The organism is Pseudomonas sp. IT-P218 (assembly GCF_949767605.1).
Lineage (GTDB): Bacteria > Pseudomonadota > Gammaproteobacteria > Pseudomonadales > Pseudomonadaceae > Aquipseudomonas > Aquipseudomonas putida_AE.
In genome coordinates, this window is the sequence record NZ_CATKQQ010000002.1 from 113,319 (window position 1) to 132,925 (window position 19,607).

A 19,607-nucleotide genomic window follows, 5' to 3' on the forward strand; every position below is an offset into this window, starting at 1 on the left:
AGGAGCCCGGCTTGCCGGCGAAGGCGATTTCTATGACGCCTTCGCCGGCAAGCCGGGCTCCTACAGGGGGGTGGTGTTCGCGGGATCTGCGACACAGCTCTCATCCCATTGAAGCGGCTACCTGCTACCCAAGTAGCATTCGTGGCCCTTCGCAGGCTTCGTACACTCGTGCCTCATACACACGCACCTGCGAGGGGCGACCATGCAGCAGGTCCAGAACGAAGGGATCGTCAGTGCGATGTCCCAGGCCACCGATCCCCAACAGGTGGCGCAGGAGCTGGCGCGGCAGTTGCTGCACCCGCACCTGGGGTTCGTGTTGTTCTTCTGCTCCGCCGAATACGACTTGCAGGCCCTGGGCGGCGCCTTGCAACAAGGGTTCGGCGGGATACGCCTGGCGGGGTGCACCAGCGCCGGGGAAATCACCCCGCAGGGTTATGGGCGCAATTGCGTGACGGCGGTGGGCTTCGATCATCGTTACTTTTCCATCGCCCTGGAACTGATCGACGAAATGGAGCACTTCAGCCTGATCGACGCGCAGCAGATGGTCGAGCGCCTGGTCAACGGCTGTCGCAGCAATACCCTGGCCCCGATCAAGGGCAACAGCTTTGCCCTGACCTTGCTCGATGGCCTGTCCAGCCGCGAGGAAATGGTCCTCGCCGCCTTGAGTGCGGCGTTGGGCGATATTCCGCATTTCGGCGGCTCGGCCGGTGACGACAACTACCTGACCCACACCCATGTCTACTTCGACGGCGGCTTTCGCAGCGGTGCGGCGGTGGTGGTGCTGGTCAATACCTGGCTGGACTTCGAAGTGTTCACCACCCATCACATCCTGCCGCGCGCGGAGAAGCTGGTGGTCACCGGCGCCGACAGCACCTCGCGGCGAGTCTTCGAACTCAACGCCGAGCCGGCCGCCGCCGAGTACGCCCGGCACATCGGCGTGCCGGTGGCCGAGCTCGACCACCGGATCTTCGCCGCACACCCTCTGGCGGTGCGCATCAACGATCAATACTACGTTCGCGCCATCCAGCAGGTGCATCCGGACCTGAGCCTGAGTTTTTATTGCGCCGTAGAGAACGGCATCGTCCTCACCGCCATGACCCCGGGGCCGATGCTGCCGAACCTGCAGCGCCTGTTCGACGGCTTGCAGGAGCGCCTCGGCGACCTGTTGCTGACCATCGGTTGTGACTGTTTCCTCAGGCGCCTGGAGCTGGAAGACGCCGGCAGCCTGGAGCAGATCGGCAGTTTCCTGCGCGAACAGCGGGTGATGGGCTTCAACACCTACGGAGAACAGTTCAATGGCATGCACATCAACCAGACCTTCACCGGCGTTGCCATTGCCCGCGGCCGCTCCCTTGGACAGCGCTGAACTGCGGGCGCAAATCGCCGTCCTGCAGCACGATAATCAGAAACTGCAGCGCATCAACGCGGCGCTGATCGAGCGCATCGAGTCCGGCATCACCCGCGGCAACGATCCCTATGCCGCGTTCCAGCATTCGGTGGTGCTGGCCGAGCAGGTGCGTGAACGCACCGATGCCTTGAACCAGGCCATGGCCGAGCTCAAGGCGGGCAACCACCTGCTCAGCGAAGCCCGCCTGCGTGCCGAAACCGCCCATCAACACCTGATCGACGCCATCGAGAGCATTTCCGATGCCTTCGTGCTGTTCGATGCCGATCAACGCATTGTCCTGTTTAACAGCCGCTTCAGGGCGTTCTGGACCCACAGCCGGGTGCGGATCAACGCCGGCATGCGCCTGGGCGAGGTCAAGCGCCTGATGATGAACAACGGGCCGTTTACCGAGGAGCCGCGCGGGCACGCCGATGAGAACCTGCTGTATCGCCTGCAGGACGGGCGCTGGCTGCAGGTCAGCGAGCGGCCGACCCAGGAGGGCGGGCGGGTGATCCTGTTCACCGACATCACCGACGTCAAGCAGAGCGAAACCATGCGCCGCGAGCAGGCGGTGGCGCAGAAGTCGCACTTGCTGCAACGGGCGGTGGACAACCTGTCCCAAGGCGTGGCCATGGTCAACGCCGAGGGCATCCTGGAGCTGTGGAACCGGCGGTTCCTGGAACTCAGCGGCCTGGCGCCGGTGGCGGCCCATCGGCCCTTTGCCGAAGTCATCGCCGACAGCGAGTTGACCCTGCTGACCCCGGCCAGTCGTGGCGCGAACGGGCGTCCCGTGCAGGATTGCGAACAGCGCCTGTACGATGGCCGGGTCCTGGAAATTCGCACCCATCCACTGCCGGCCGGTGGTTTCGTCAACACCTTCACCGACATCACTGAGCGCTACCAGCACGCCCAGGCCCTGAGCGAAAGCGAGCGCTGGATTCGCCTGATCACCGACCATGTGCCCGCGCTGATCGCCTACCTCAATGCCGACCTGGTCTACGAGTTCACCAACAAGGTCTACGAAGAATGGTACTGCTGGCCGCGCGGCGTGATGCTCGGCCAGAGCCTGCGCCAGGTGCACAGCGAGCAGCATTACCAGCGCCTGGAGTCCTACGTGGCCAGGGCGCTGGCCGGGGAGAGCGTGACCTTCGAATTCGCCGAGACCAACGTCAACAACCAGGAGCGCTACATGTTGCGCTCCTACGTGCCCAATCGCCTGGCCAGTGGCGAGGTGGTGGGGATCTTCGTGTTGATCCGCGACATCACCGAACGCCGGCGTACCGCCGAAGCGCTGCACCAGGCCTATCAGAACCTCGAACTGCGGGTGCGCGAACGCACCGCCGAACTGACCCAGCTAAACGACCAGTTGCTGCGTGAAATCGACGAGCGCCGGCGGGTCGAGTCACGCTTGCGTGAGGCCAAACTGGAGGCGGAACAGGCCAACCTGTCGAAGACCAAGTTCCTCGCCGCGGTCAGTCACGACCTGCTGCAACCGCTGAACGCCGCGCGGTTGTTCACCAGCGCCTTGCTGGAGCGCCGCGAGCCGATCGCCAACGAGCATCTGGTGCGCAATGTCAGCAATTCCCTGGAAGATGTGGAGAGTCTGCTGGGCACCCTGGTGGATATTTCCAAGCTCGATGCCGGCGTGATCAAGGCCGATGTGGCGCCGTTCGCCTTGAGCGAACTGCTGGAAAATCTCGCCGCCGAATACACCGAGGTGGCGCGCAGCGAGGGCCTGCAACTGCATTTCATCCCCTGTTCGGCACTGGTTCGCAGCGACATCCAGTTACTGGCGCGCATCCTGCGCAATCTGTTGAGCAACGCCATTCGCTACACCTACAGCGGTCGTGTGGTGCTGGGTTGTCGGCGGCATCAAAGCAGCCTGTCGATCGAGGTCTGGGACAGCGGCATGGGCATTGCCGAAAATCGCCTGGAAGAAATCTTCCAGGAGTTCAAGCGCGGCGACGTGCAACGTCCGGATCAGGATCGTGGGTTGGGCCTGGGGCTGGCGATTGTCGAGAAAATCGCCGGCATCCTCGGGCACCGCATCCACGTGCGTTCATGGCCGGGCAGGGGCTCGATGTTCGCAGTGGAGGTGCCGATCAGCGCCACCGCGCCCAAGCCATTGCCGAGCCTTCCGATGAGCGAACCGATGCTCGAACGGCTGCGCGGGGCGCGGGTCTGGGTGCTGGACAACGATGCGACCATTTGCGCCGGCATGCGTACGTTGCTGGAGGGATGGGGCTGTCGGGTGGTGACGGCGTTGTCGGAAGATGACCTGGCGCGGCAAGTGGACAACTACCATGCCGGAGCCGACCTGTTGATTGCCGACTATCACCTGGACAACGACCAGAACGGCGTCGATGCTGTCGCGCGGATCAACGCCCGCCGCGCCTGCGCGATCCCGGCCATGATGATCACCGCCAATTACAGCAACGAGCTCAAGCAGCAGATCCGCGAACTGGGGCATACCCTGATGCACAAGCCGGTGCGGCCGATGAAGCTGAAGACGGCGATGAGTCATTTGCTCGCCAGGCCTTGAGTTATTTGGTGTTTGTGAGGGCCTCTTCGCTGGCAAGCCAGCTCCTACAGGGATCTGCGTCGTACACAAATCCCCTGTGGGAGCCGGCCTGCCGGCGATGGGAACGACGCGGTCTTCTGTTTCAACGCCGCAAATAAGACCCGAAATCAATATCCCCGGCACTCAGGATCGCCTGCACCCGGTTGTGCACGTTGAGTTTGCGCAGGATTGCCGAGACATGGGCCTTGACCGTGGTTTCGGCGATTTCCAGGGTGTAGGCGATCTGCTTGTTCGATTCACCCTTGGTCATCCGCTCCAGCACCTGCAGCTGCTTGCGGGTCAGGGCCTGCAACAGTTCCGGCGGGAAGCTCGGGGCATCGTTCATGCGCCGGTGGGTGCTGCTTTTGGTGGTGCGGATAATGTCCGGGGGCAGGTAGACATTGCCATTGAGAATCTGCTGGATGGCCTCGGTCATCTGGGCACGGGGCGAGGACTTGGTGATGAAACCCACGGCGCCGTAGGTGATGGCCTGCAGGACGACCTGCTTGTCCTGCTCGGCGGAGACGATCACCACCGGAATGGTCGGCGCTTCGTTGCGCAGGTTGATCAGGCCATTGAGCCCGTGCATGCCGGGCATGTTCAGGTCGAGCAGGATCAGGTCCAGGTCATCGTGCTCCTGGGTCAACGCCAGGGCGCTGTCCAGGTCGGCGGTTTCCATCACCTCGCTACCGGCAAAACCATCGCTGATGACGTTGTGTATGGCTTCGCGAAACAGCGGGTGATCGTCGGCAATCAGAATTTTGTACATGGCCTTTCACCTCATTATTTTGATTATGGTGTGGCAACTGCAGGCACGCGTAAAGCTCAGGGAAAGGGTTCGGGCAAAGCGGGTGCGACCGGCAGGCTGGCGGCTTGCCAGGCGTCGAGGCCATCGCGGTACCAATACAGTGTCTTATAGCCCAAAGAGGCTGCGCGCTTGACGGCGTTCCAGCTCAACCAGCAGTCGGCCCGGCAGTAAAAGACCAACGGTTGCGCCGGGTCGCCGGCGGTCAGCTTTTTCAGGTGGTCGGCGAAGTAGTCCTGCCATTGCGCCGTCAGCTCTCCGTCGCCGGTGTTCGCCAGCCAGTGGCTGCCGGGCAGGTTTTCGTGGGGCTGGTCTTCGATGAAGCGGCCTTGCAGCCATTGGCGACGGTAGACGTCGATCAGCAGCGGGCGCGGCTTTTGCCCGAGCAGCGCTTGCAGGCCTGGGGTGTCGATGATGGTCGCGCCTGGCAGTTGTTCCGGCGTGGGGCTGCGGTACAGGTCGATGCGATAGCCATCGGGGGAAAACAGCGGGGCTTGCGCCTGTGCACCGCCCAGCCACAGGCCCAGCGACAGCGCAGCGAGAGTGGGACGCAGCAGGTGACGTGAGGCACGCGGCATGGGGTCTGGTCCTTATAGTTATGCAGCCATTACATGCCAGTCGCGAGGCGTTGGGAATGCGACGATAGACAGGTAGGACCAGTACTAAAGTATTAATTTTCCATGCTCAATTTCCTGGTCAGGTGGATTTGCGCAGGGCGGCATGTTGAGGGTTGAAGGTGAGTACGGCCAGTAGCGAAAACAGCAGGGTCAGGCCCACGCACACCGCCAACGCCAGCAGATTGAACCGCTCATACAAGGCAAAACGCACCAGCTCTACCGCATGGGAAAACGGGTTCAGCGCGCACAACCAGTACAGCCACTCGCTGGCCTCGCGCATTTTCCACAGCGGATAGAGCGCCGATGACAGGAAAAACAGCGGGAAGATCACGAAGTTCATCACCCCGGCGAAGTTCTCCAGCTGGCGGATCGCGTTCGACAGCAACAGGCCCAGGGCGCTGAGCATCAAGGCCACCAGCAGCAACACTGGCAGGGCCAGCAGCAACCCCATGACCGGCGGCTGCACGCCGTAGAGCCAGGCAATCGCCAGGAAGGCATACACCTGCAGCAGCGAAATCAGCGAGGTGGCCAACAGCTTGCTGTACAGCAGGAAGGTGCGGGGCAGGGGACTGGTGAGCAGGACGCGCATGCTACCCATCTCGCGGTCGTAGACCATCGACAGTGAGCCCTGCATGCCGTTGAACAGCAGGATCATGCAGGCCAGCCCGGGGATAATGTAGACCTCGTACGGGATGTAGGTGTCGTAGGGTTCGATGATGGCGATGCCCAGCGCGGCGCGAAAGCCCGCGGCGAACACCAGCAGCCATAGCAATGGCCGCACCAGGGCGCTGAGAAACCGCGTGCGTTGCATCACGAAACGCAGCCATTCGCGCAGCACGATGCCGCGCAAACATTGCCAGTACGCGTTCATTGGGCAGCTCCTGAGGTGGTCAGTCGGGTGAAGGCCGAGTCCAGGTCGCCGCCGTGCTCCAGGCTCAGTGCGTCGGCCTGTCCGCTGGCCACCAGGCGGCCCTGATGGAGGATCAACAGGTCGTCGCTGGCCTGTACTTCGTCGAGTAGGTGGGTGGTCCAGAGCACGCTGATGTGCTGCTCGTGGCACAGCTTGCGAATGTGCTGGTTGAGCGCCAGGCGACTGGCCGGGTCGAGGCCGGCGCTGGCTTCGTCGAGCAGCAACAGGCGCGGCTCGTGCAGCAGTGCACGGGCAATTTCCACTCGACGGCGATGGCCACCATTGAGTTCGCGCACCCGTTCGCCACGGCGCTCGCAAAGGGCCTGGCGGGCCAGTTCCGCGTCGACCCGCAGGCGCGTCTGGCGCCGGGACAAGCCATGCAGCGCGGCGTGATAACGCAGGTTCTGCTCGACGCTGAGGTCCAGGTCCAGGGTGCTTTGCTGGAACACCACGCCCAGTTGTTTCAGCGCCGGGCGCGGGGCGCTGCGCAATGAACAGCCGCCGACCCGGATATCCCCGTGCTGCAGGTCATAGAGCCTTGTCAGCAGCGCGATCAGGGTGGATTTGCCGGCGCCGTTGGGCCCCAGCAGCGCGGCGAAACGCCCGGGCGCCAGGCTGAAGTTCACCTGGCGCAGGGCCTCCCGAGGGCCGTAGGCAAAGCTCAGGTCGCTGACTTCCAGGGCGTTCATGGGGTCACCACCACGCCCCACGGATATCGTCCGACCTTCACCGATTTGCTGACCTTGAGGCTGTCGACATCGATCACCGAAACGTCACCGCTGACGCCGTTGGTGGCCAGCAGCTGCTTTTGATCCGGGGTGAATGCCATCTGCCAGACCCGTCGACCCACCAACAGGTAGTCGAGAATCTCGAAAGTTTTGGCATCGATCACCGCCACATGATTGGCCGGGCCGAGCGCGACGAAGCCGTACTTGCCGTCGGCACTGAGCTTGACGCCCACGGGTTGGACCTTGTCCGGATGCACGCCCTTGATCTGGAAGTTCAGGGTCTTGAGGATCTTGCGGCTGGCGACGTCGAGGATGGTCACGGTGCCGCCGATTTCCGCTGAAGCCCACAGCTGTGAACCGTCCGGCGAGAACTCGACGAAGCGCGGGCGCTGATCCACCAGCGTGCTGTCGGCCAGGGTCTGGGTGCTGGTGTCGATCCAGTGCAGCATGTTGGTGGTTTCGCTGGTGTTCACCGCCCACTTGCCGTCGGGGCTGACGGCCATGCCTTCGGGCTCGACGCCGACGTTGATCTGGCCGAGGACTTTGGACGTCTCGGTGTCGATCACCGTGACCAGCGCATCGTCTTCGTTGGAGACATACAGCCAGCGATTGTTGGGGTGCAGGGCGAATTGCTCGGGGTCCTTGCCCGAGGGCAGTTCCTTGATGATCTTGCGGGTGGCCACGTCCATCACCTGGACCCGGTCCGAGTCGCTGGCGCAGATGTACAGCAGCTTGTTGTCGTGGGACAGCAGCAGACCACGGGGGCGTTGGCCGACGGGCAGGGTGTCGGTGACTTGCAGGGTCTGCATGTCGATCAGGCTGAGGCTGTTGTCCTTTTCATTGGAGACCCAGGCGGTGCTGGCGACGGCGTGGCTGGCGGCGAGCAGCAGGGCGCAGGAAAGAAGAGTGCGGCGCATGGCAGTTTCCTTGTTGTAGTTGTTGTATTCAGGGAAAGCGGCAGCTGACCTCGGGCTTGTCGTAACCCAGGCTGTCCATCTCGTTGAACGGGTGCAGGAAACCGTCCTGGGGCGAGGTGCTGACCAGCGCCCGCGGCTGCACGATCGGAATCGGTTGGCGCAGTTGGCCGTTCCAGGGGCGGTAGCTGAGCTTGCGGCCCTTGAAACCGTCCAGCGGCAACTGGTCGCTGATTTCCAGGTCGCGGATCGCCATCGGCTCGGTCTGGCGCGATTTGCTCACGGCGCTGGCGATGCTGCGCACGGCCATCCACGCGGCGAAGTCGCGGTCGTTCATCCAGCGGCCGGCCAGGGCTTCGAAGCGCTTCTGCAGCTGGGCGGCGCCGTAGGTTTCCACGGTCTTGTGCCAACCCACCGGGGTCAGGCCCTGAGTCCCGGCGACCGGGCGCGGGTACCAGGTCTGGTAGGGCACGTATTCGCCGAAATCGCCGCGCTCATCGGCCACCAGCACCACATCGTATTCGGCGGTCTGGGTGAACAGCGGCATGTCGGCCTGGGCGCTGCGCCGTTGATCGTTGTCGAAACTCCAGGCTTTCTCCGCCACCAGTTGCAGGCCGAAGCGCTTGGCCGCTCGGCGCAGGGCGGCGGCGTAGGCTTGATCGTCGGTGGTCGGGCCGACGATCAGCAGCGCTCGTTGCCATTTGCGCACTACCAGAAATTGCGCCAGCGCATCGGCGAGCATCGCCCGGCTCGGCAGGCTGTGCAGCACGTTGGGCAGGCAATCGGTGCTGCGCAGGCTGTCGTCGGGGCTGCCGGCGTTGAACAGCAGGCTGTCGGGCAGCGCAGCACTGAGTTGGCGCAGGCTGCTGGCCGGTGCGTTCACCACGAACAAGCGCAGGCCTTGTTCATGCTGGGATTTTGCCGCTTCGAGCAAGGCTTGCGGGTTGTCGACACTGGCGCTGACCAGACTGTAGGCGTGATTGAGAAAACGCCCAGTGCTGTTGCTGTCGGTGATCGCCAGTTCGGCGCCGCGCAGCCCGGCATCGGTGGGTTCGGCAATGACGTTCGACAGCAGCGGGCCAGGGTCCGGGCGATAACCCAGGTAGCCGATGCGCACCTGCAAGGGCGCGTCCGCCGCCTGGCTCTGGGTGACCAACCCGGCGGCGCAGGCAATCGCCAGCAGGTAGATCAAGGCGTAAGGGGCAAGCTGGCGCATAGGGCACTCCATTACAGGTAGCGCCAGCATAGGAAGCCCGGGCAGGCGTGGAAATATGCAGAAAGTACCAACCAGCCAGTACCAAGGTAGTAGCCCGTACCGGGCGGCGCGGTTTTAGCATGGGCAATAAAGGCCACGACTCTGGAGGGGACTGGGCATGCGTATCGTCAAGGCACTGCTGTTGCCGCTCCTGCTGATTCTCACCCTGATCGGCGTCGACCGGCTCCATGGCCCGCGTCCCGCACCTATGCAGGTGATGCCCGCGACACCGGGGCGCTAGGCATGTCGGCCCTGTGGCGGATCAACCTGTGGGTCTGCGGCTTTTTCGCGCTGGTCACCCTGGCGTGCACGGCGTTGCTGGTGCATCAGGCGCTGGCGGATGTGGAGCGTGAACTGCAATCGGCCGAAGCGGTGGTCGAGTACCTGAGCGAAACCGCCGCCCGTGACCCGGTCAGCCTGCAACCACGGCTGACCCAAGGCCTGCGCCATGTGCGTGTGCACTGGCTGGTGGCGGATGAACAACCCCGGCCAGCCGTGCAGGACGGGCTCGATGCCTGGCTCGCACGCTTGTTGTTCACTGAGGGCCGACACGGCGCAAGCGTTCTCGATCTGGCCGATGGCCGACGGGTGCAGATCGCAGTCGACCCGCGGGATGAAATCGACGAAGTCCGGGATTCCCTGCAACAGCTGCTCAGCCTGTGCGCGATGGCCCTGCTGGTCAGTCTGTTGACCATCCGCTGGGCCGTGCGCCGCGGCATGGGCTTGCTCGATGAGTTGCTGCGGGCGCTGCAGCAGGTGTGCGCCGGCCAGCTCAAGGTGCGCCTGCGCACCCAAGGGGTGCCCGAGGCTCGCCAACTGGCGGTGCATTTCAACCGCATGACCGCGGCGCTGGAACAGGCCGGCAGCGACAACGCCCGGCTGACCCAGGCCTTGCTGGCCGTACAGGAACAGGAGCGCACCCAACTGGCCCAGACCCTGCACGACGATCTCGGTCAGTACCTGGCCGGCATCCGTGCCCAGGCTTGTCTGCTGCGCCTGGTGGCCGATCAGCCGGCAACCGTCGAGCGCACCATGGTGGAACTGGAGCACAACTGCGAACACCTGCAACAGGGCTTTCGGGCATTGGTGCACAACCTCTATCCGGTGGTCCTGCAACACCTGTCGCTGGCCGACGCCATCCGCTTGCTGGTGGAGCAATGGCAGGGCCGCCAGGGCATCGATTGTCGACTGCGCCTCAGTGCGCAGTTACCAACGCTGTCGGCGCCAGACAAGACCCATCTGTACCGCTTGCTGCAGGAAGCCCTGACCAACATCGCCCGGCATGCCGACGCCAGCCAGGTGCGGGTGCGCCTGCAACATCAGGGCGCGCGCCTGCGCCTGCTGGTGCGCGATAACGGTCGCGGCGCCGCGCAACCCCAGCGCCCCGGCGTCGGCTTGTATTCGATGCGCGAACGCGCCCGTAGCCTGGGCGGCGAGTTGCGCATCATCAGTCACCCCGGCGCCGGTTGGGCGCTGGCCTTGAGCATGCCCCTGGAGGTTTCATGAGTATTTTGCTGGTCGATGACCATGCGGTAGTCCGCCAGGGCTACGCCAGCCTGTTGCGCGCCCTGTTGCCGGCGCTGCAGGTGCGTGAGGCGGCAACGGGGGAGGAAGCGTTGCTGCGCGTTCAGGAGAGCGTGCCGCAGCTGGTGATCATGGATTTCGGCTTGCCCGGCATCAGCGGCCTGGAAACCACCCGGCGCTTGCGCCAGCGCTTGCCGCAACTGCGGGTGCTGTTTTTCAGCATGCACGATGAACTGCCGCTGGTGCGCCAGGCACTGGACGCCGGGGCCGCGGGTTACCTGACCAAAAGCTCGGCGCCAGAAGTGTTGATCGAGGCGGTGCGGCGCGTGCTTGCCGGGCACGCCTACATCGAACAGCCGCTGGCTACGCAACTGGCTTGCCATGCGCAACAGGACGCCAGCGACCCGCGCCTGCAGAGCATGACCCAGCGCGAGCTGGAGATTTTCGTGATGCTCGCCAAGGGCACCCCGGCGCGGCAGATAGCCGAGCAACTGAGCATCAGCAGCAAGACGGTTTCCAATCACCTGACGTTGCTCAAGAGCAAGTTGCAGGTGAGCTCCCATGCCGAGCTGGTGCATCTGGGGATTGATATGGGGGTGGTGCGCAAGGCGGGGTGACTCGCTCGTCCATTCAACACCCATCCCCTGTGGGAGCGGGCTTGCTCGCGAAGACGGTGTGTCAGTCACGAAAATGCTCAATGACACTCCGCTTTCGCGAGCAAGCCCGCTCCCACAGGGGGGGTGTGTTGCATTCTGGTCATTTGTCCCAAGTCGTCGGGCACCCCGTACAGCCCTCCATGTTCGCATCCTGAAAATTCGCATAGTGCTGGCGCGAGCCGCTGAGGTTGGCGTGCTCCAGGTTGCTTTCACCCAACTTGGCCTCCTGCAGGTTGGCGTCGCTCAGGTTGGCATCCTTGAGGTCGGCCTTGCTCAGCCAGGTCATCTCCAGGTCGGCGGCGCGCAGGTTGCTGTTGTGCAATCTGGCGCCGGAGAGGCGGGCGAATTGCAGGTAGGCGGCGCTGAGGTCGGCGTTGGCGAATTGCGCGCCCTGGGCGAACATCCCCCAGCCCTGGATCGCCACCAGCGTGGCGCCGGTGAAATCCGCCAGGCGCGCATTGCTTTGCTGCAGGCTCGCGCGGGTCAGATTAGCACCCTGTAGGCGGGCCTTTTCCAGGTTGGCGAGGTCGAGGCGGGCGTGGCGCAGGTCGGCCTCGCGCAGGTCGGCGCCGCTGAGGTTCATGTTGCGCAGGTCCTGGTTGCTCAGGTTGGCGCCCTTGAGGTTGGCGCCGGGGCACTGGCTGTGTTCGGCGATGGTGCAGCCGTTGATGATCAGGGGGGTCTCGTCGCCGTTGTCGGCGTGGGTCGGGAGGGCGCTTAGCAATAGCAGCAGGGGAAGGTACTTCATGGCGGGCGTCTCGTTGTGAGGAGGGGCGCAATCGCCAGCAAGCCGGCTCCTACAGGTTCGCGTTGTAGGCGCAGGTTGCTGGCGGTGGGGATCAGCGTTTCGCCGTCTGGTTATCCCAGCTCGGGATCTTGAACACCCAGAACGAGCCGCCCTGGGCCACCGGCTTGGTCAACTCCGCCATGTCGCCGCCCCACAACGGCACCGCGCCGCCGTAGCCGACGGTCACGCCGATGTACTGCTCGCCGTCCTGTTCCCAGGTGATCGGCGGCGAGACGATGCCGCTACCGGTCTGGAATTTCCACAGCTCCTTGCCGGTTTTCGCATCGAAGGCCTTGAAGAAACCGTCGCCGGTACCGGTGAACACCAGGTTGCCCTTGGTCGCCAGCACGCCGGCCCACAGCGGCAGGTGTTCCTTGTGCTCCCAGACCACCTTGCCGGTGGTCGGGTTCATCGCCCGCAGGGTGCCGACGTGATCGTCGTACATGCGCTTGATGCGAAACCCCATGCCCAGGTAGGCCGAGCCTTTCTTGTAGTTGACCTCTTCGGTCCAGTATTCCTCTTTCCATTGGTTGCCCGGAATGTAGAACAGCCCGGTGTCCTGGCTGTAGGCCATGGGGTTCCAGTTCTTGCCGCCGAGGAACGGCGGCGAGACTTCCACCGGCTTGCCCTTTGTCTCCCCCGGCAATGGCTTGACCGGGCGCTGGCCTTCGTTCTCCACCGGGCGGCCGGTCTTGAGGTCGATGTGGCTGGCCCAGGTGATGTTGTCGACGAAGGGGAAGGCGTTCTGCAATTTGCCGTTGTTGCGGTCGACCACGTAGAAGAAACCGTTGCGGTCGGCGTGGCCGGTGGCCTTGACCGTCTTGCCGTCCTTGTCTTTGTAGTCGAACAGCACCAGCTCGTTGTTGCCGGAGAAGTCCCAGGCATCGTTCGGCGTGTGCTGGTAGAACCATTTGACCTCGCCGGTGCTCGGGTCGACGCCCACCTGGCCGGAGGTGTAGAGGCTGTCGTAATCGTGCGGGTTGCCGTCCTTCGAGGTGCGCGCCCAGGTGTTCCAGGGGCCCGGATTGCCGGCGCCGACGATGATGGTGTTGGTGTCGGCATCGAAACTGGCGCTCTGCCAGGGTGCGCCGCCGCCATGGCTCCAGGCTTCGACCTTTCCGGTCTCGGTGGTCGGATCGTTCGGCCACGACGGCGCCTTGACGTCGCCGGTGGGGGTGCTGTCCTTGCCGTTCAGGCGGCCCATGTGGCCTTCGACGAAAGGCCGCATCCAGACTTCTTCGCCGGTGTCCGGGTCGCGGGCGTAGAGCTGGCCGACCACGCCGAATTCATCACCGGAACTGCCGTGGATCAGCAGCACCTTGCCGCTGGTCTTGTCCTTGATCAGCACCGGGGCGCCAGTCATGGTGTAGCCCGCGGCGTGGTCGCCGAACTTCTTGTTCCACACCACTTTGCCGGTGTTCTTGTCCAGGGCGATCAGCCGCGCATCGAGGGTGCCGAAGTAGATCTTGTCGCCATAGATCGCCGCGCCGCGGTTGACCACGTCGCAGCACGGACGAATGTTGTCCGGCAGGCGGTGGTTGTAGGTCCACAGGCGTTTGCCGGTCTTGGCATCCAGGGCGAATACCCGCGAATACGAGCCGGTGACATAGACCACGCCGTCCCTGACGATGGCCTGGGATTCCTGGCCGCGCTGCTTCTCGTCACCGAAGGAATAGGACCAGGCCGGGGTCAGCTTGAACACGTTCTTGTCGTTGACCTGGGCCAGGGGACTCCAGCGCTGGGCATTGGTGCCCATGCCGTATTGCAGCACGTCTTTCGTCGTCAGGTGGTCGTTGGCAATGTCTTCCCAACTGACGTTTTTGCCAGCGGTGGCCGGGGTGGACTCGGCATGACCAGTAGCACTCAGGGACAGGCTGGCGGCCAGCAAAAATGTCTGCACGGCGACGGTCAGGGGGGAAAGGGCGGGTAGCGATCTTATTGTCATGGTGGCAGTTCCCAGTGGAGGTTTTGGCCTGCACAGGGTGGGGCGCCCGCCGTGTGGCGGATACGGAAAATGTCCCGCCGTTGCCGGGAAAAATTCCCAGGGGCCACCTGATTTGGGCGTCCCTCCAAGGCCTTACTACCAAGGGACTAGACGGCGGCCACCAAAGCAGCATGGGGTCAGCGCGTCGGGGTTCCTAAGATGGTTGCCATAGCCTCTGCCAAGAGGTCTTGCGTGCAATCCAGAGGGCATAACAATGACAACAAAACGCAACGCCTTGCTCGTTGCCGGACTGCTGGCCGGCTTTATCAGTGCAGGTTCCGTATGGGCCCACGGCAATGTGGTGCCACAAGCCGTTGAGACCAAAGGCCTGACCCCGATCAAGGATGCCGGCGTCCAGGTGGATGGCGACGGCTGGGCCGCCGTGAACCCTTACCGCAGTTCCCCGGAGCACGACAAGGCAGTGGAAATCGGCTCGTCGGCCTACAACCAGAACTGTGCGGCCTGCCATGGCCTGGAAGCCAAGTCCGGTGGTATCGCGCCGGACTTGCGCATGCTCGATGTCGGCGAGGCGGGCGATGAATGGTTCGTCGAACGGGTGCGCCATGGCGCGGTGCGTGACGGCCGCGTGTATATGCCGAAGATGGCCGACTACCTGAGCCAGGAAGCCCTGTGGGCGGTGCGCAGTTACCTGGACAGCGTCCACGTCGAGGAGTGACCCATGCGCCTGCTCGCGGTGTTGATCGGCGCTGTGTGGCTGTGCTGCCAGTCGGTGCAGGCGCAGGTTCGCAACTATGACGAAATGATCGCCGCCGGGGAGCTGAAAGTGGCGGTCTACAGGGATTTTGCCCCTTACAGTTTTGAAGACGCCGGTCAGCCCCGGGGTGTCGATGTCGAACTGGCCCAGGCGCTGGCCAAGGCGCTGGGCGTGCGCCTGACGCTGATCTGGGCGCCCGCCGGGGAAAAGCTCGACGACGACCTGCGCGATTACATCTGGCGGGCCAGCCCGCTGCACAACCAGCAACTGGCCGACCTGATGATGCGGGTGCCGTACGACCGCGATTACGCGCAGAAACGCAACGAATTCGGCGAGATGGAAAACGGCCATGTGGTGATGTTCGGCCCATACCAGAACGAGCAGTGGCAGGTCGCCTACGACCGTCGACGGCTGGACAAGGTGGCCAGCGTCGCGGTGTTCGAGCAACACCCGATCGGCGTCGAGGTCGACAGCGTGCCGTCGTTCTACCTGACCTCGGTGTTCAACGGCATGCTCGCCGGCAAGACCCGTCACTACCCGGGCGTGCCCCAGGCGTTTGCGGCGATGAAGGCCGGCGAGGTCGACGCGGTCATGGCCATGCGCGGCGAGATCGACTGGCAAGTGCATGAAGCGGCCGACCCGCAGTTGACCCTGGCGGAAAACGCCTACCCGAACATGGGCAAGCAACTCTGGGAAATCGGCATGGCGGTGCACGAAAGCAACCGGCAATTGGCCTATGCCGTGGAGGAGGCGCTGGAAGGCCTGATCCGCGAAGGCTCGGTGAAAACCATCTATGGCCATTACGGCCTGCGTTACGACGTGCCCGAGATGTACCAATAGGAGCAAGGGATGATCTGGCGAGGGAGTTGTCTGTTGGTCGTGTGGCTGATCCTGAGCCCGGCCGCCCGGGCGGTGGACATCGATCCGGGCCAGGATCCGGTACCGTCGGTGATGTGGGCCTTCTATCACAAGCAGATGCTGGGCGATGCGCCGTTCGTGTTCGACCAGCGGGTCAAGCTGCTGGCGCCGCCATTCGCCGAAGATGCCCGGCAAGTGCCCCTGGAAATCGACGCCCGGGCGTTCAAGGGCGAGGTGGTGAAAATCCTTGCCTGGGCGGAACTCAATCCCCTGCCGAAAATCGTCGATTTCGAACCGCTGGATGGTGTGTTGCCGTGGCTGTCGATCCGCATCCGCGTCGAACAGGCCACGCCCTTGCGCGCGGCGGTGTTGACCCGTGACGGGGTGTGGCATGTCGGTTCGACCCTGATCGACGCGGCAGGCGGCGGTTGCACCGCGCCCAGCGTGGTACGCACCCAGGCGGGCTGGGAAGAACACATCGGCGAAGTGCTGGGCGGCCGTTACCCGCGGGAGGCATTCAGCCGCGTGCGCCTGCAGGTGGCGCATCCAATGGACAACGGCATGGTCAGCGGCATCCCGGAATTTTTCCTCAACCATGCCGAGTTGCGCAATCAGCACGATCAGCTTTTGGCCCGCCTCGAGCTGTTCCCCGCCGTCAGCGAAAACCCCAGCCTGGCCTTTGATATCGAAGGGGCAGGGCCGACGCGCCTGTTGTTGCGCGATAACAGCGGCAATCGGTTCGATGCGTCGATCCCCTGAATCCAAGGAGTCTGTCATGCGCTGGATGCTGCTGTTGTTGATCGGCCTGGGCCTGCCGGCCATGGCCGAACTCGAGTACTCGCTCAAGCCCAGGCAGATCGCCGAAGACACCTGGCTGCTCGAAGGCAGCACCGACAATTTCGCCAGGGATAACGGTGGCAACATCGTCAACACGGCGTTCATCGTGACCGAGCGGGGCGTGGTGGTGATCGATACCGGACCGTCCAGGCGTTATGGCGAGGCCATGCGCCGGGCCATCGCGGCGACCACCGACAAGCCGGTGATCCAGGTGCTGTTGACCCATCATCACCCCGACCATGTGCTGGGCAACCAGGCGTTTACCGACGTGCCGATTGGCGCACTGGCCGGCACCAGCGAGCTGCTGCAAAAACAGGGCGATGCCATGGCCGAGAACATGTACCGGCTGGTGGGCGACTGGATGCGCGGCACCGAAGTGGTGTTGCCGACGCAGGCGCTGACGCCGGGTGTGGAAAGTTTTGGGAATCACGATTTGCGCCTGCTGAGCCTGGGTGGGCATACAGGTGCGGATCTGGCTATTCTCGACCAGAAAACCGGCGTGCTATTCGCCGGGGACCTGGTGTTTTATCAGCGGGCGCTGACCACGCCCAACAGTCCGGGGCTGGCGGTGTGGCTGGCCGACATCGCGACCCTGCAGGCTTTACCCTGGACACTGATCGTGCCCGGCCACGGCCCGGTCGCCAGCGATCCGCAGCCCTTCGCGCAAATGCGCGACTACCTGGGCTGGCTCGATCAGTTGATGCGCGACGGCGCGGCCAACGGCAGCGACATGAGCGAGATGATCCGCAGCCCGATTCCCGAGCGCTTTGCCGGGATCAACCTCAGCCGCTACGAATTGATCCGCAGCGTCAGTCATTTGTACCCGCGTTACGAGCGAGTGCAGATGACCCGAGTCGACTCCAACTCAAACAACTGACCCACCCAAATCCCCCTGTGGAAGCGGGCTTGCTCGCGAAGGCGGTGTGTCAGGCAATACATATGTTGAATGTAAAGGCCTCTTCGCGAGCAAGCCCGCTCCCACAGGGGGTGTTGGTCGGCATCCGACCCTGTACCAAGGAACTAGAAAACTCCACATTGCGGGCAATTGTTGTCCGGGCGGCGGCGCCCAAGAATCTGCACCAGACCGGGAAAATTTCCCGGAAATAACAAAAACTGCAGAGGAAGCCGTCATGACTCAACCCGCACGTCGCCAGCCCTTCGTCTTGAGCCTGCTGCTCAGTGCCATGCTGTTGTCCGGCCAGGCCTTGGCCGGGGTTTCCGACCAGGACATTCTCCAGGATCCCAAGAACCCCGAGCAGATCGTCACCAACGGCCTCGGCGTACAGGGTCAGCGCTACAGCCCGCTGGAGATCCTCAACGTCGACAACGTCAAGGAGCTGCGACCGGTGTGGGCGTTCTCCTTCGGCGGGGAAAAGCAGCGCGGCCAGCAGGCGCAGCCGATGATCAAGGACGGCGTGATGTACATGACCGGCTCCTATTCGCGGGTGTTCGCCGTGGATGCGCGTACCGGCAAGAAGCTCTGGCAATACGATGCGCGCCTGCCGGATGACATCCGCCCCTGCTGCGACGTGATCAACCGTGGCGTCGCGCTGTACGGCGACCTGGTGATCTTCGGCACCCTCGACGCCAAGCTCGTGGCGCTGAACAAGGACACCGGCAAGGTGGTCTGGAGCAAGAAAGTCGCCGACCACAAGGAAGGCTACTCGATCAGCGCCGCGCCGCTGGTGATCAACGGCAAGCTGATCACCGGCGTGGCCGGTGGCGAATTCGGCGTGGTCGGCAAGATCGAAGCCTACGACCCGAAGAACGGTACTTTGCTGTGGAGCCGGCCAACGGTGGAAGGCCACATGGGTTACGTCTACAAGGACGGCAAGGCCGTGGAAAACGGCATCTCCGGCGGCGAAGCGGGCAAGACCTGGCCGGGCGACCTGTGGAAGACCGGCGGCGCCGCGCCTTGGCTGGGCGGTTATTACGACCCGGAAACCAACCTGCTGTTGTTCGGCACCGGCAACCCGGCGCCCTGGAACTCGCACCTGCGCCCTGGCGACAACCTCTACTCGTCGTCGCGCCTGGCGCTCAACCCGGACGACGGCACCATCAAGTGGCACTTCCAGAGCACGCCCCACGACGGCTGGGACTATGACGGCGTCAACGAGTTGGTGTCGTTCAACTACACCGAGGGCGGCAAGGAAATCAAGGCGGCGGCCACCGCTGACCGCAACGGTTTCTTCTACGTGCTGGACCGCACCAACGGCAAATTCATCCGCGGCTTCCCGTTCGTGGACAAGATCACCTGGGCCACCGGCCTGGATAAGACCGGTCGGCCGATCTACAACGAAGCCAGCCGTCCTGGCGCACCGGGCACGGAAGCCAAGGGCAGCTCGGTGTTCGTCGCGCCGGCCTTCCTCGGCGCGAAAAACTGGATGCCGATGGCCTACAACCGCGACACCGGCTTGTTCTACGTGCCGTCCAACGAATGGGGCATGGACATCTGGAACGAAGGCATCGCCTACAAGAAAGGCGCGGCGTTCCTCGGTGCCGGTTTCACCATCAAGCCGTTGAATGAAGACTACATCGGCGTGCTGCGGGCGATCGACCCGAAAACCGGCAAGGAAGTCTGGCGCCACAAGAACTTCGCGCCGCTGTGGGGCGGTGTGCTGACCACCAAGGGCAACCTGGTGTTCACCGGCACGCCGGAAGGCTTCCTGCAGGCGTTCAATGCCAAGACCGGCGAGAAGGTCTGGGAATTCCAGACCGGCTCCGGCGTGCTCGGCTCGCCCGTGACCTGGGAAATGGACGGCGAACAGTACGTCTCGGTGCTCTCCGGCTGGGGCGGCGCCGTGCCGCTGTGGGGCGGCGAAGTGGCCAAGCGGGTCAAGGACTTCAACCAGGGCGGCATGCTCTGGACCTTCAAGTTGCCCAAAGACCTCGTTGCCAGACACTAATCCCGAATCCACCGCATAACCCCCCCCACATTTGGGTGTGTGCAACGCCTACGACCAAATGACGAGAGCTCCTCCTGCCAACGATGCATTCGTCTGGCGTGCGGGGCTCACTAGTATCGGTGCATCGCCTGTCGGCACGACAGGCATCGACCCAGACAGAGGCC

Annotated in this window: 18 protein-coding genes; 10 read left to right on the forward strand and 8 right to left on the reverse strand. The window is 63.7% G+C overall.

Annotated elements, in window-relative coordinates; all coding sequences use genetic code 11:
• Positions 1-202 precede the first annotated feature (202 nt).
• Positions 203-1,366, forward strand: a complete 1,164-nt coding sequence (gene nosP, locus ACM6I6_RS01485) for a nitric oxide-sensing protein NosP (RefSeq protein WP_408597549.1) — start codon at positions 203-205, stop codon at positions 1,364-1,366.
• Entirely contained in the window at positions 1,335-3,929 is a 2,595-nt protein-coding gene (gene nahK / locus ACM6I6_RS01490) for a hybrid sensor histidine kinase/response regulator NahK/ErcS' (protein WP_274074800.1), read from the forward strand. Before nosP ends, nahK begins: the two co-directional genes overlap by 32 nt.
• 121 nt (positions 3,930-4,050) lie before the next feature.
• Here the strand turns inward: nahK and ACM6I6_RS01495 are convergent, their stop codons facing one another.
• The 6 genes from ACM6I6_RS01495 to ACM6I6_RS01520 all read right to left on the reverse strand — a co-directional run bounded on the left by ACM6I6_RS01495 (position 4,051) and on the right by ACM6I6_RS01520 (position 9,137).
• Entirely contained in the window at positions 4,051-4,716 is a 666-nt protein-coding gene (locus ACM6I6_RS01495; protein ID WP_414919266.1) for a response regulator, read from the reverse strand.
• Positions 4,717-4,772: 56 nt separating this feature from the next.
• Positions 4,773-5,330, reverse strand: a complete 558-nt coding sequence (locus ACM6I6_RS01500) for a PQQ-dependent catabolism-associated CXXCW motif protein (protein ID WP_274074708.1) — start codon at positions 5,328-5,330, stop codon at positions 4,773-4,775.
• A gap of 118 nt (positions 5,331-5,448) precedes the next feature.
• Positions 5,449-6,240, reverse strand: coding sequence for an ABC transporter permease (locus tag ACM6I6_RS01505; RefSeq protein WP_414919267.1), 792 nt, complete (start codon positions 6,238-6,240; stop codon positions 5,449-5,451).
• A complete protein-coding gene (locus tag ACM6I6_RS01510) occupies positions 6,237-6,968 on the reverse strand; it encodes an ABC transporter ATP-binding protein (RefSeq protein WP_414919268.1) in 732 nt (243 codons plus the stop codon). The genes ACM6I6_RS01505 and ACM6I6_RS01510 overlap by 4 nt, the downstream gene beginning before the upstream one ends.
• Positions 6,965-7,924 (reverse strand): YVTN family beta-propeller repeat protein, encoded by a 960-nt coding sequence (locus tag ACM6I6_RS01515; RefSeq protein ID WP_274074711.1) that lies wholly within the window; start codon positions 7,922-7,924, stop codon positions 6,965-6,967. The genes ACM6I6_RS01510 and ACM6I6_RS01515 overlap by 4 nt, the downstream gene beginning before the upstream one ends.
• A gap of 28 nt (positions 7,925-7,952) precedes the next feature.
• Positions 7,953-9,137, reverse strand: coding sequence for an ABC transporter substrate-binding protein (locus ACM6I6_RS01520; protein WP_406592653.1), 1,185 nt, complete (start codon positions 9,135-9,137; stop codon positions 7,953-7,955).
• A gap of 157 nt (positions 9,138-9,294) precedes the next feature.
• Here ACM6I6_RS01520 and ACM6I6_RS01525 point away from each other — a divergent pair, with 157 nt between their 5' ends.
• Genes ACM6I6_RS01525 through ACM6I6_RS01535 form a run of 3 tightly spaced genes read left to right on the forward strand, consistent with a single transcriptional unit; the run spans position 9,295 to position 11,317 of the window.
• Entirely contained in the window at positions 9,295-9,417 is a 123-nt protein-coding gene (locus ACM6I6_RS01525) for a hypothetical protein (RefSeq protein WP_274074713.1), read from the forward strand.
• Between the two features lie 2 nt (positions 9,418-9,419).
• Positions 9,420-10,682 (forward strand): histidine kinase, encoded by a 1,263-nt coding sequence (locus ACM6I6_RS01530; protein ID WP_406592652.1) that lies wholly within the window; start codon positions 9,420-9,422, stop codon positions 10,680-10,682.
• Positions 10,679-11,317 (forward strand): response regulator transcription factor, encoded by a 639-nt coding sequence (locus ACM6I6_RS01535; protein WP_274074715.1) that lies wholly within the window; start codon positions 10,679-10,681, stop codon positions 11,315-11,317. The genes ACM6I6_RS01530 and ACM6I6_RS01535 overlap by 4 nt, the downstream gene beginning before the upstream one ends.
• Before the next feature lie 139 nt (positions 11,318-11,456).
• Here ACM6I6_RS01535 and ACM6I6_RS01540 read toward each other — a convergent pair whose 3' ends face one another.
• Both ACM6I6_RS01540 and exaA read right to left on the reverse strand, forming a co-directional pair.
• On the reverse strand, positions 11,457-12,104 hold the full coding sequence (locus ACM6I6_RS01540; protein WP_274074716.1) for a pentapeptide repeat-containing protein: 648 nt from the start codon (positions 12,102-12,104) through the stop codon (positions 11,457-11,459).
• 91 nt (positions 12,105-12,195) lie between these two features.
• On the reverse strand, positions 12,196-14,088 hold the full coding sequence (gene exaA, locus ACM6I6_RS01545) for a quinoprotein ethanol dehydrogenase (RefSeq protein ID WP_274074717.1): 1,893 nt from the start codon (positions 14,086-14,088) through the stop codon (positions 12,196-12,198).
• Between the two features lie 253 nt (positions 14,089-14,341).
• Between exaA and pedF the strand changes: the two genes are divergently transcribed.
• The 5 genes from pedF to ACM6I6_RS01570 all read left to right on the forward strand — a co-directional run bounded on the left by pedF (position 14,342) and on the right by ACM6I6_RS01570 (position 19,443).
• Entirely contained in the window at positions 14,342-14,803 is a 462-nt protein-coding gene (gene pedF / locus ACM6I6_RS01550; protein ID WP_274074718.1) for a cytochrome c-550 PedF, read from the forward strand.
• Between the two features lie 3 nt (positions 14,804-14,806).
• A complete protein-coding gene (locus ACM6I6_RS01555; RefSeq protein WP_414919269.1) occupies positions 14,807-15,682 on the forward strand; it encodes a substrate-binding periplasmic protein in 876 nt (291 codons plus the stop codon).
• Between the two features lie 9 nt (positions 15,683-15,691).
• On the forward strand, positions 15,692-16,459 hold the full coding sequence (locus ACM6I6_RS01560) for a quinoprotein dehydrogenase-associated SoxYZ-like carrier (RefSeq protein WP_274074720.1): 768 nt from the start codon (positions 15,692-15,694) through the stop codon (positions 16,457-16,459).
• Between the two features lie 16 nt (positions 16,460-16,475).
• Complete coding sequence (locus tag ACM6I6_RS01565) at positions 16,476-17,414, forward strand: quinoprotein relay system zinc metallohydrolase 1 (RefSeq protein ID WP_274074721.1); 939 nt, start codon at positions 16,476-16,478, stop codon at positions 17,412-17,414.
• 253 nt (positions 17,415-17,667) lie between these two features.
• Positions 17,668-19,443 carry a PQQ-dependent methanol/ethanol family dehydrogenase gene (locus ACM6I6_RS01570; RefSeq protein WP_323628920.1) on the forward strand — a complete coding sequence of 592 codons (1,776 nt, stop codon included), beginning with the start codon at positions 17,668-17,670 and terminating at the stop codon, positions 19,441-19,443.
• The last annotated feature ends 164 nt before the right edge of the window (positions 19,444-19,607 follow it).

Coding starts and splice junctions, on each gene's coding strand:
- ACM6I6_RS01555 (WP_414919269.1), top strand. CDS start 14,807: ATGCGCCTGCTCGCGGTGTTGATCGGCGCTGTGTGGCTGTGCTGCCAG.
- ACM6I6_RS01520 (WP_406592653.1), bottom strand. CDS start 9,137: ATGCGCCAGCTTGCCCCTTACGCCTTGATCTACCTGCTGGCGATTGCC.
- ACM6I6_RS01510 (WP_414919268.1), bottom strand. CDS start 6,968: ATGAACGCCCTGGAAGTCAGCGACCTGAGCTTTGCCTACGGCCCTCGG.
- ACM6I6_RS01525 (WP_274074713.1), top strand. CDS start 9,295: ATGCGTATCGTCAAGGCACTGCTGTTGCCGCTCCTGCTGATTCTCACC.
- ACM6I6_RS01530 (WP_406592652.1), top strand. CDS start 9,420: ATGTCGGCCCTGTGGCGGATCAACCTGTGGGTCTGCGGCTTTTTCGCG.
- ACM6I6_RS01535 (WP_274074715.1), top strand. CDS start 10,679: ATGAGTATTTTGCTGGTCGATGACCATGCGGTAGTCCGCCAGGGCTAC.
- pedF (WP_274074718.1), top strand. CDS start 14,342: ATGACAACAAAACGCAACGCCTTGCTCGTTGCCGGACTGCTGGCCGGC.
- ACM6I6_RS01540 (WP_274074716.1), bottom strand. CDS start 12,104: ATGAAGTACCTTCCCCTGCTGCTATTGCTAAGCGCCCTCCCGACCCAC.
- exaA (WP_274074717.1), bottom strand. CDS start 14,088: ATGACAATAAGATCGCTACCCGCCCTTTCCCCCCTGACCGTCGCCGTG.
- ACM6I6_RS01560 (WP_274074720.1), top strand. CDS start 15,692: ATGATCTGGCGAGGGAGTTGTCTGTTGGTCGTGTGGCTGATCCTGAGC.
- ACM6I6_RS01505 (WP_414919267.1), bottom strand. CDS start 6,240: ATGAACGCGTACTGGCAATGTTTGCGCGGCATCGTGCTGCGCGAATGG.
- ACM6I6_RS01495 (WP_414919266.1), bottom strand. CDS start 4,716: ATGTACAAAATTCTGATTGCCGACGATCACCCGCTGTTTCGCGAAGCC.
- nosP (WP_408597549.1), top strand. CDS start 203: ATGCAGCAGGTCCAGAACGAAGGGATCGTCAGTGCGATGTCCCAGGCC.
- ACM6I6_RS01500 (WP_274074708.1), bottom strand. CDS start 5,330: ATGCCGCGTGCCTCACGTCACCTGCTGCGTCCCACTCTCGCTGCGCTG.
- ACM6I6_RS01565 (WP_274074721.1), top strand. CDS start 16,476: ATGCGCTGGATGCTGCTGTTGTTGATCGGCCTGGGCCTGCCGGCCATG.
- ACM6I6_RS01570 (WP_323628920.1), top strand. CDS start 17,668: ATGACTCAACCCGCACGTCGCCAGCCCTTCGTCTTGAGCCTGCTGCTC.
- ACM6I6_RS01515 (WP_274074711.1), bottom strand. CDS start 7,924: ATGCGCCGCACTCTTCTTTCCTGCGCCCTGCTGCTCGCCGCCAGCCAC.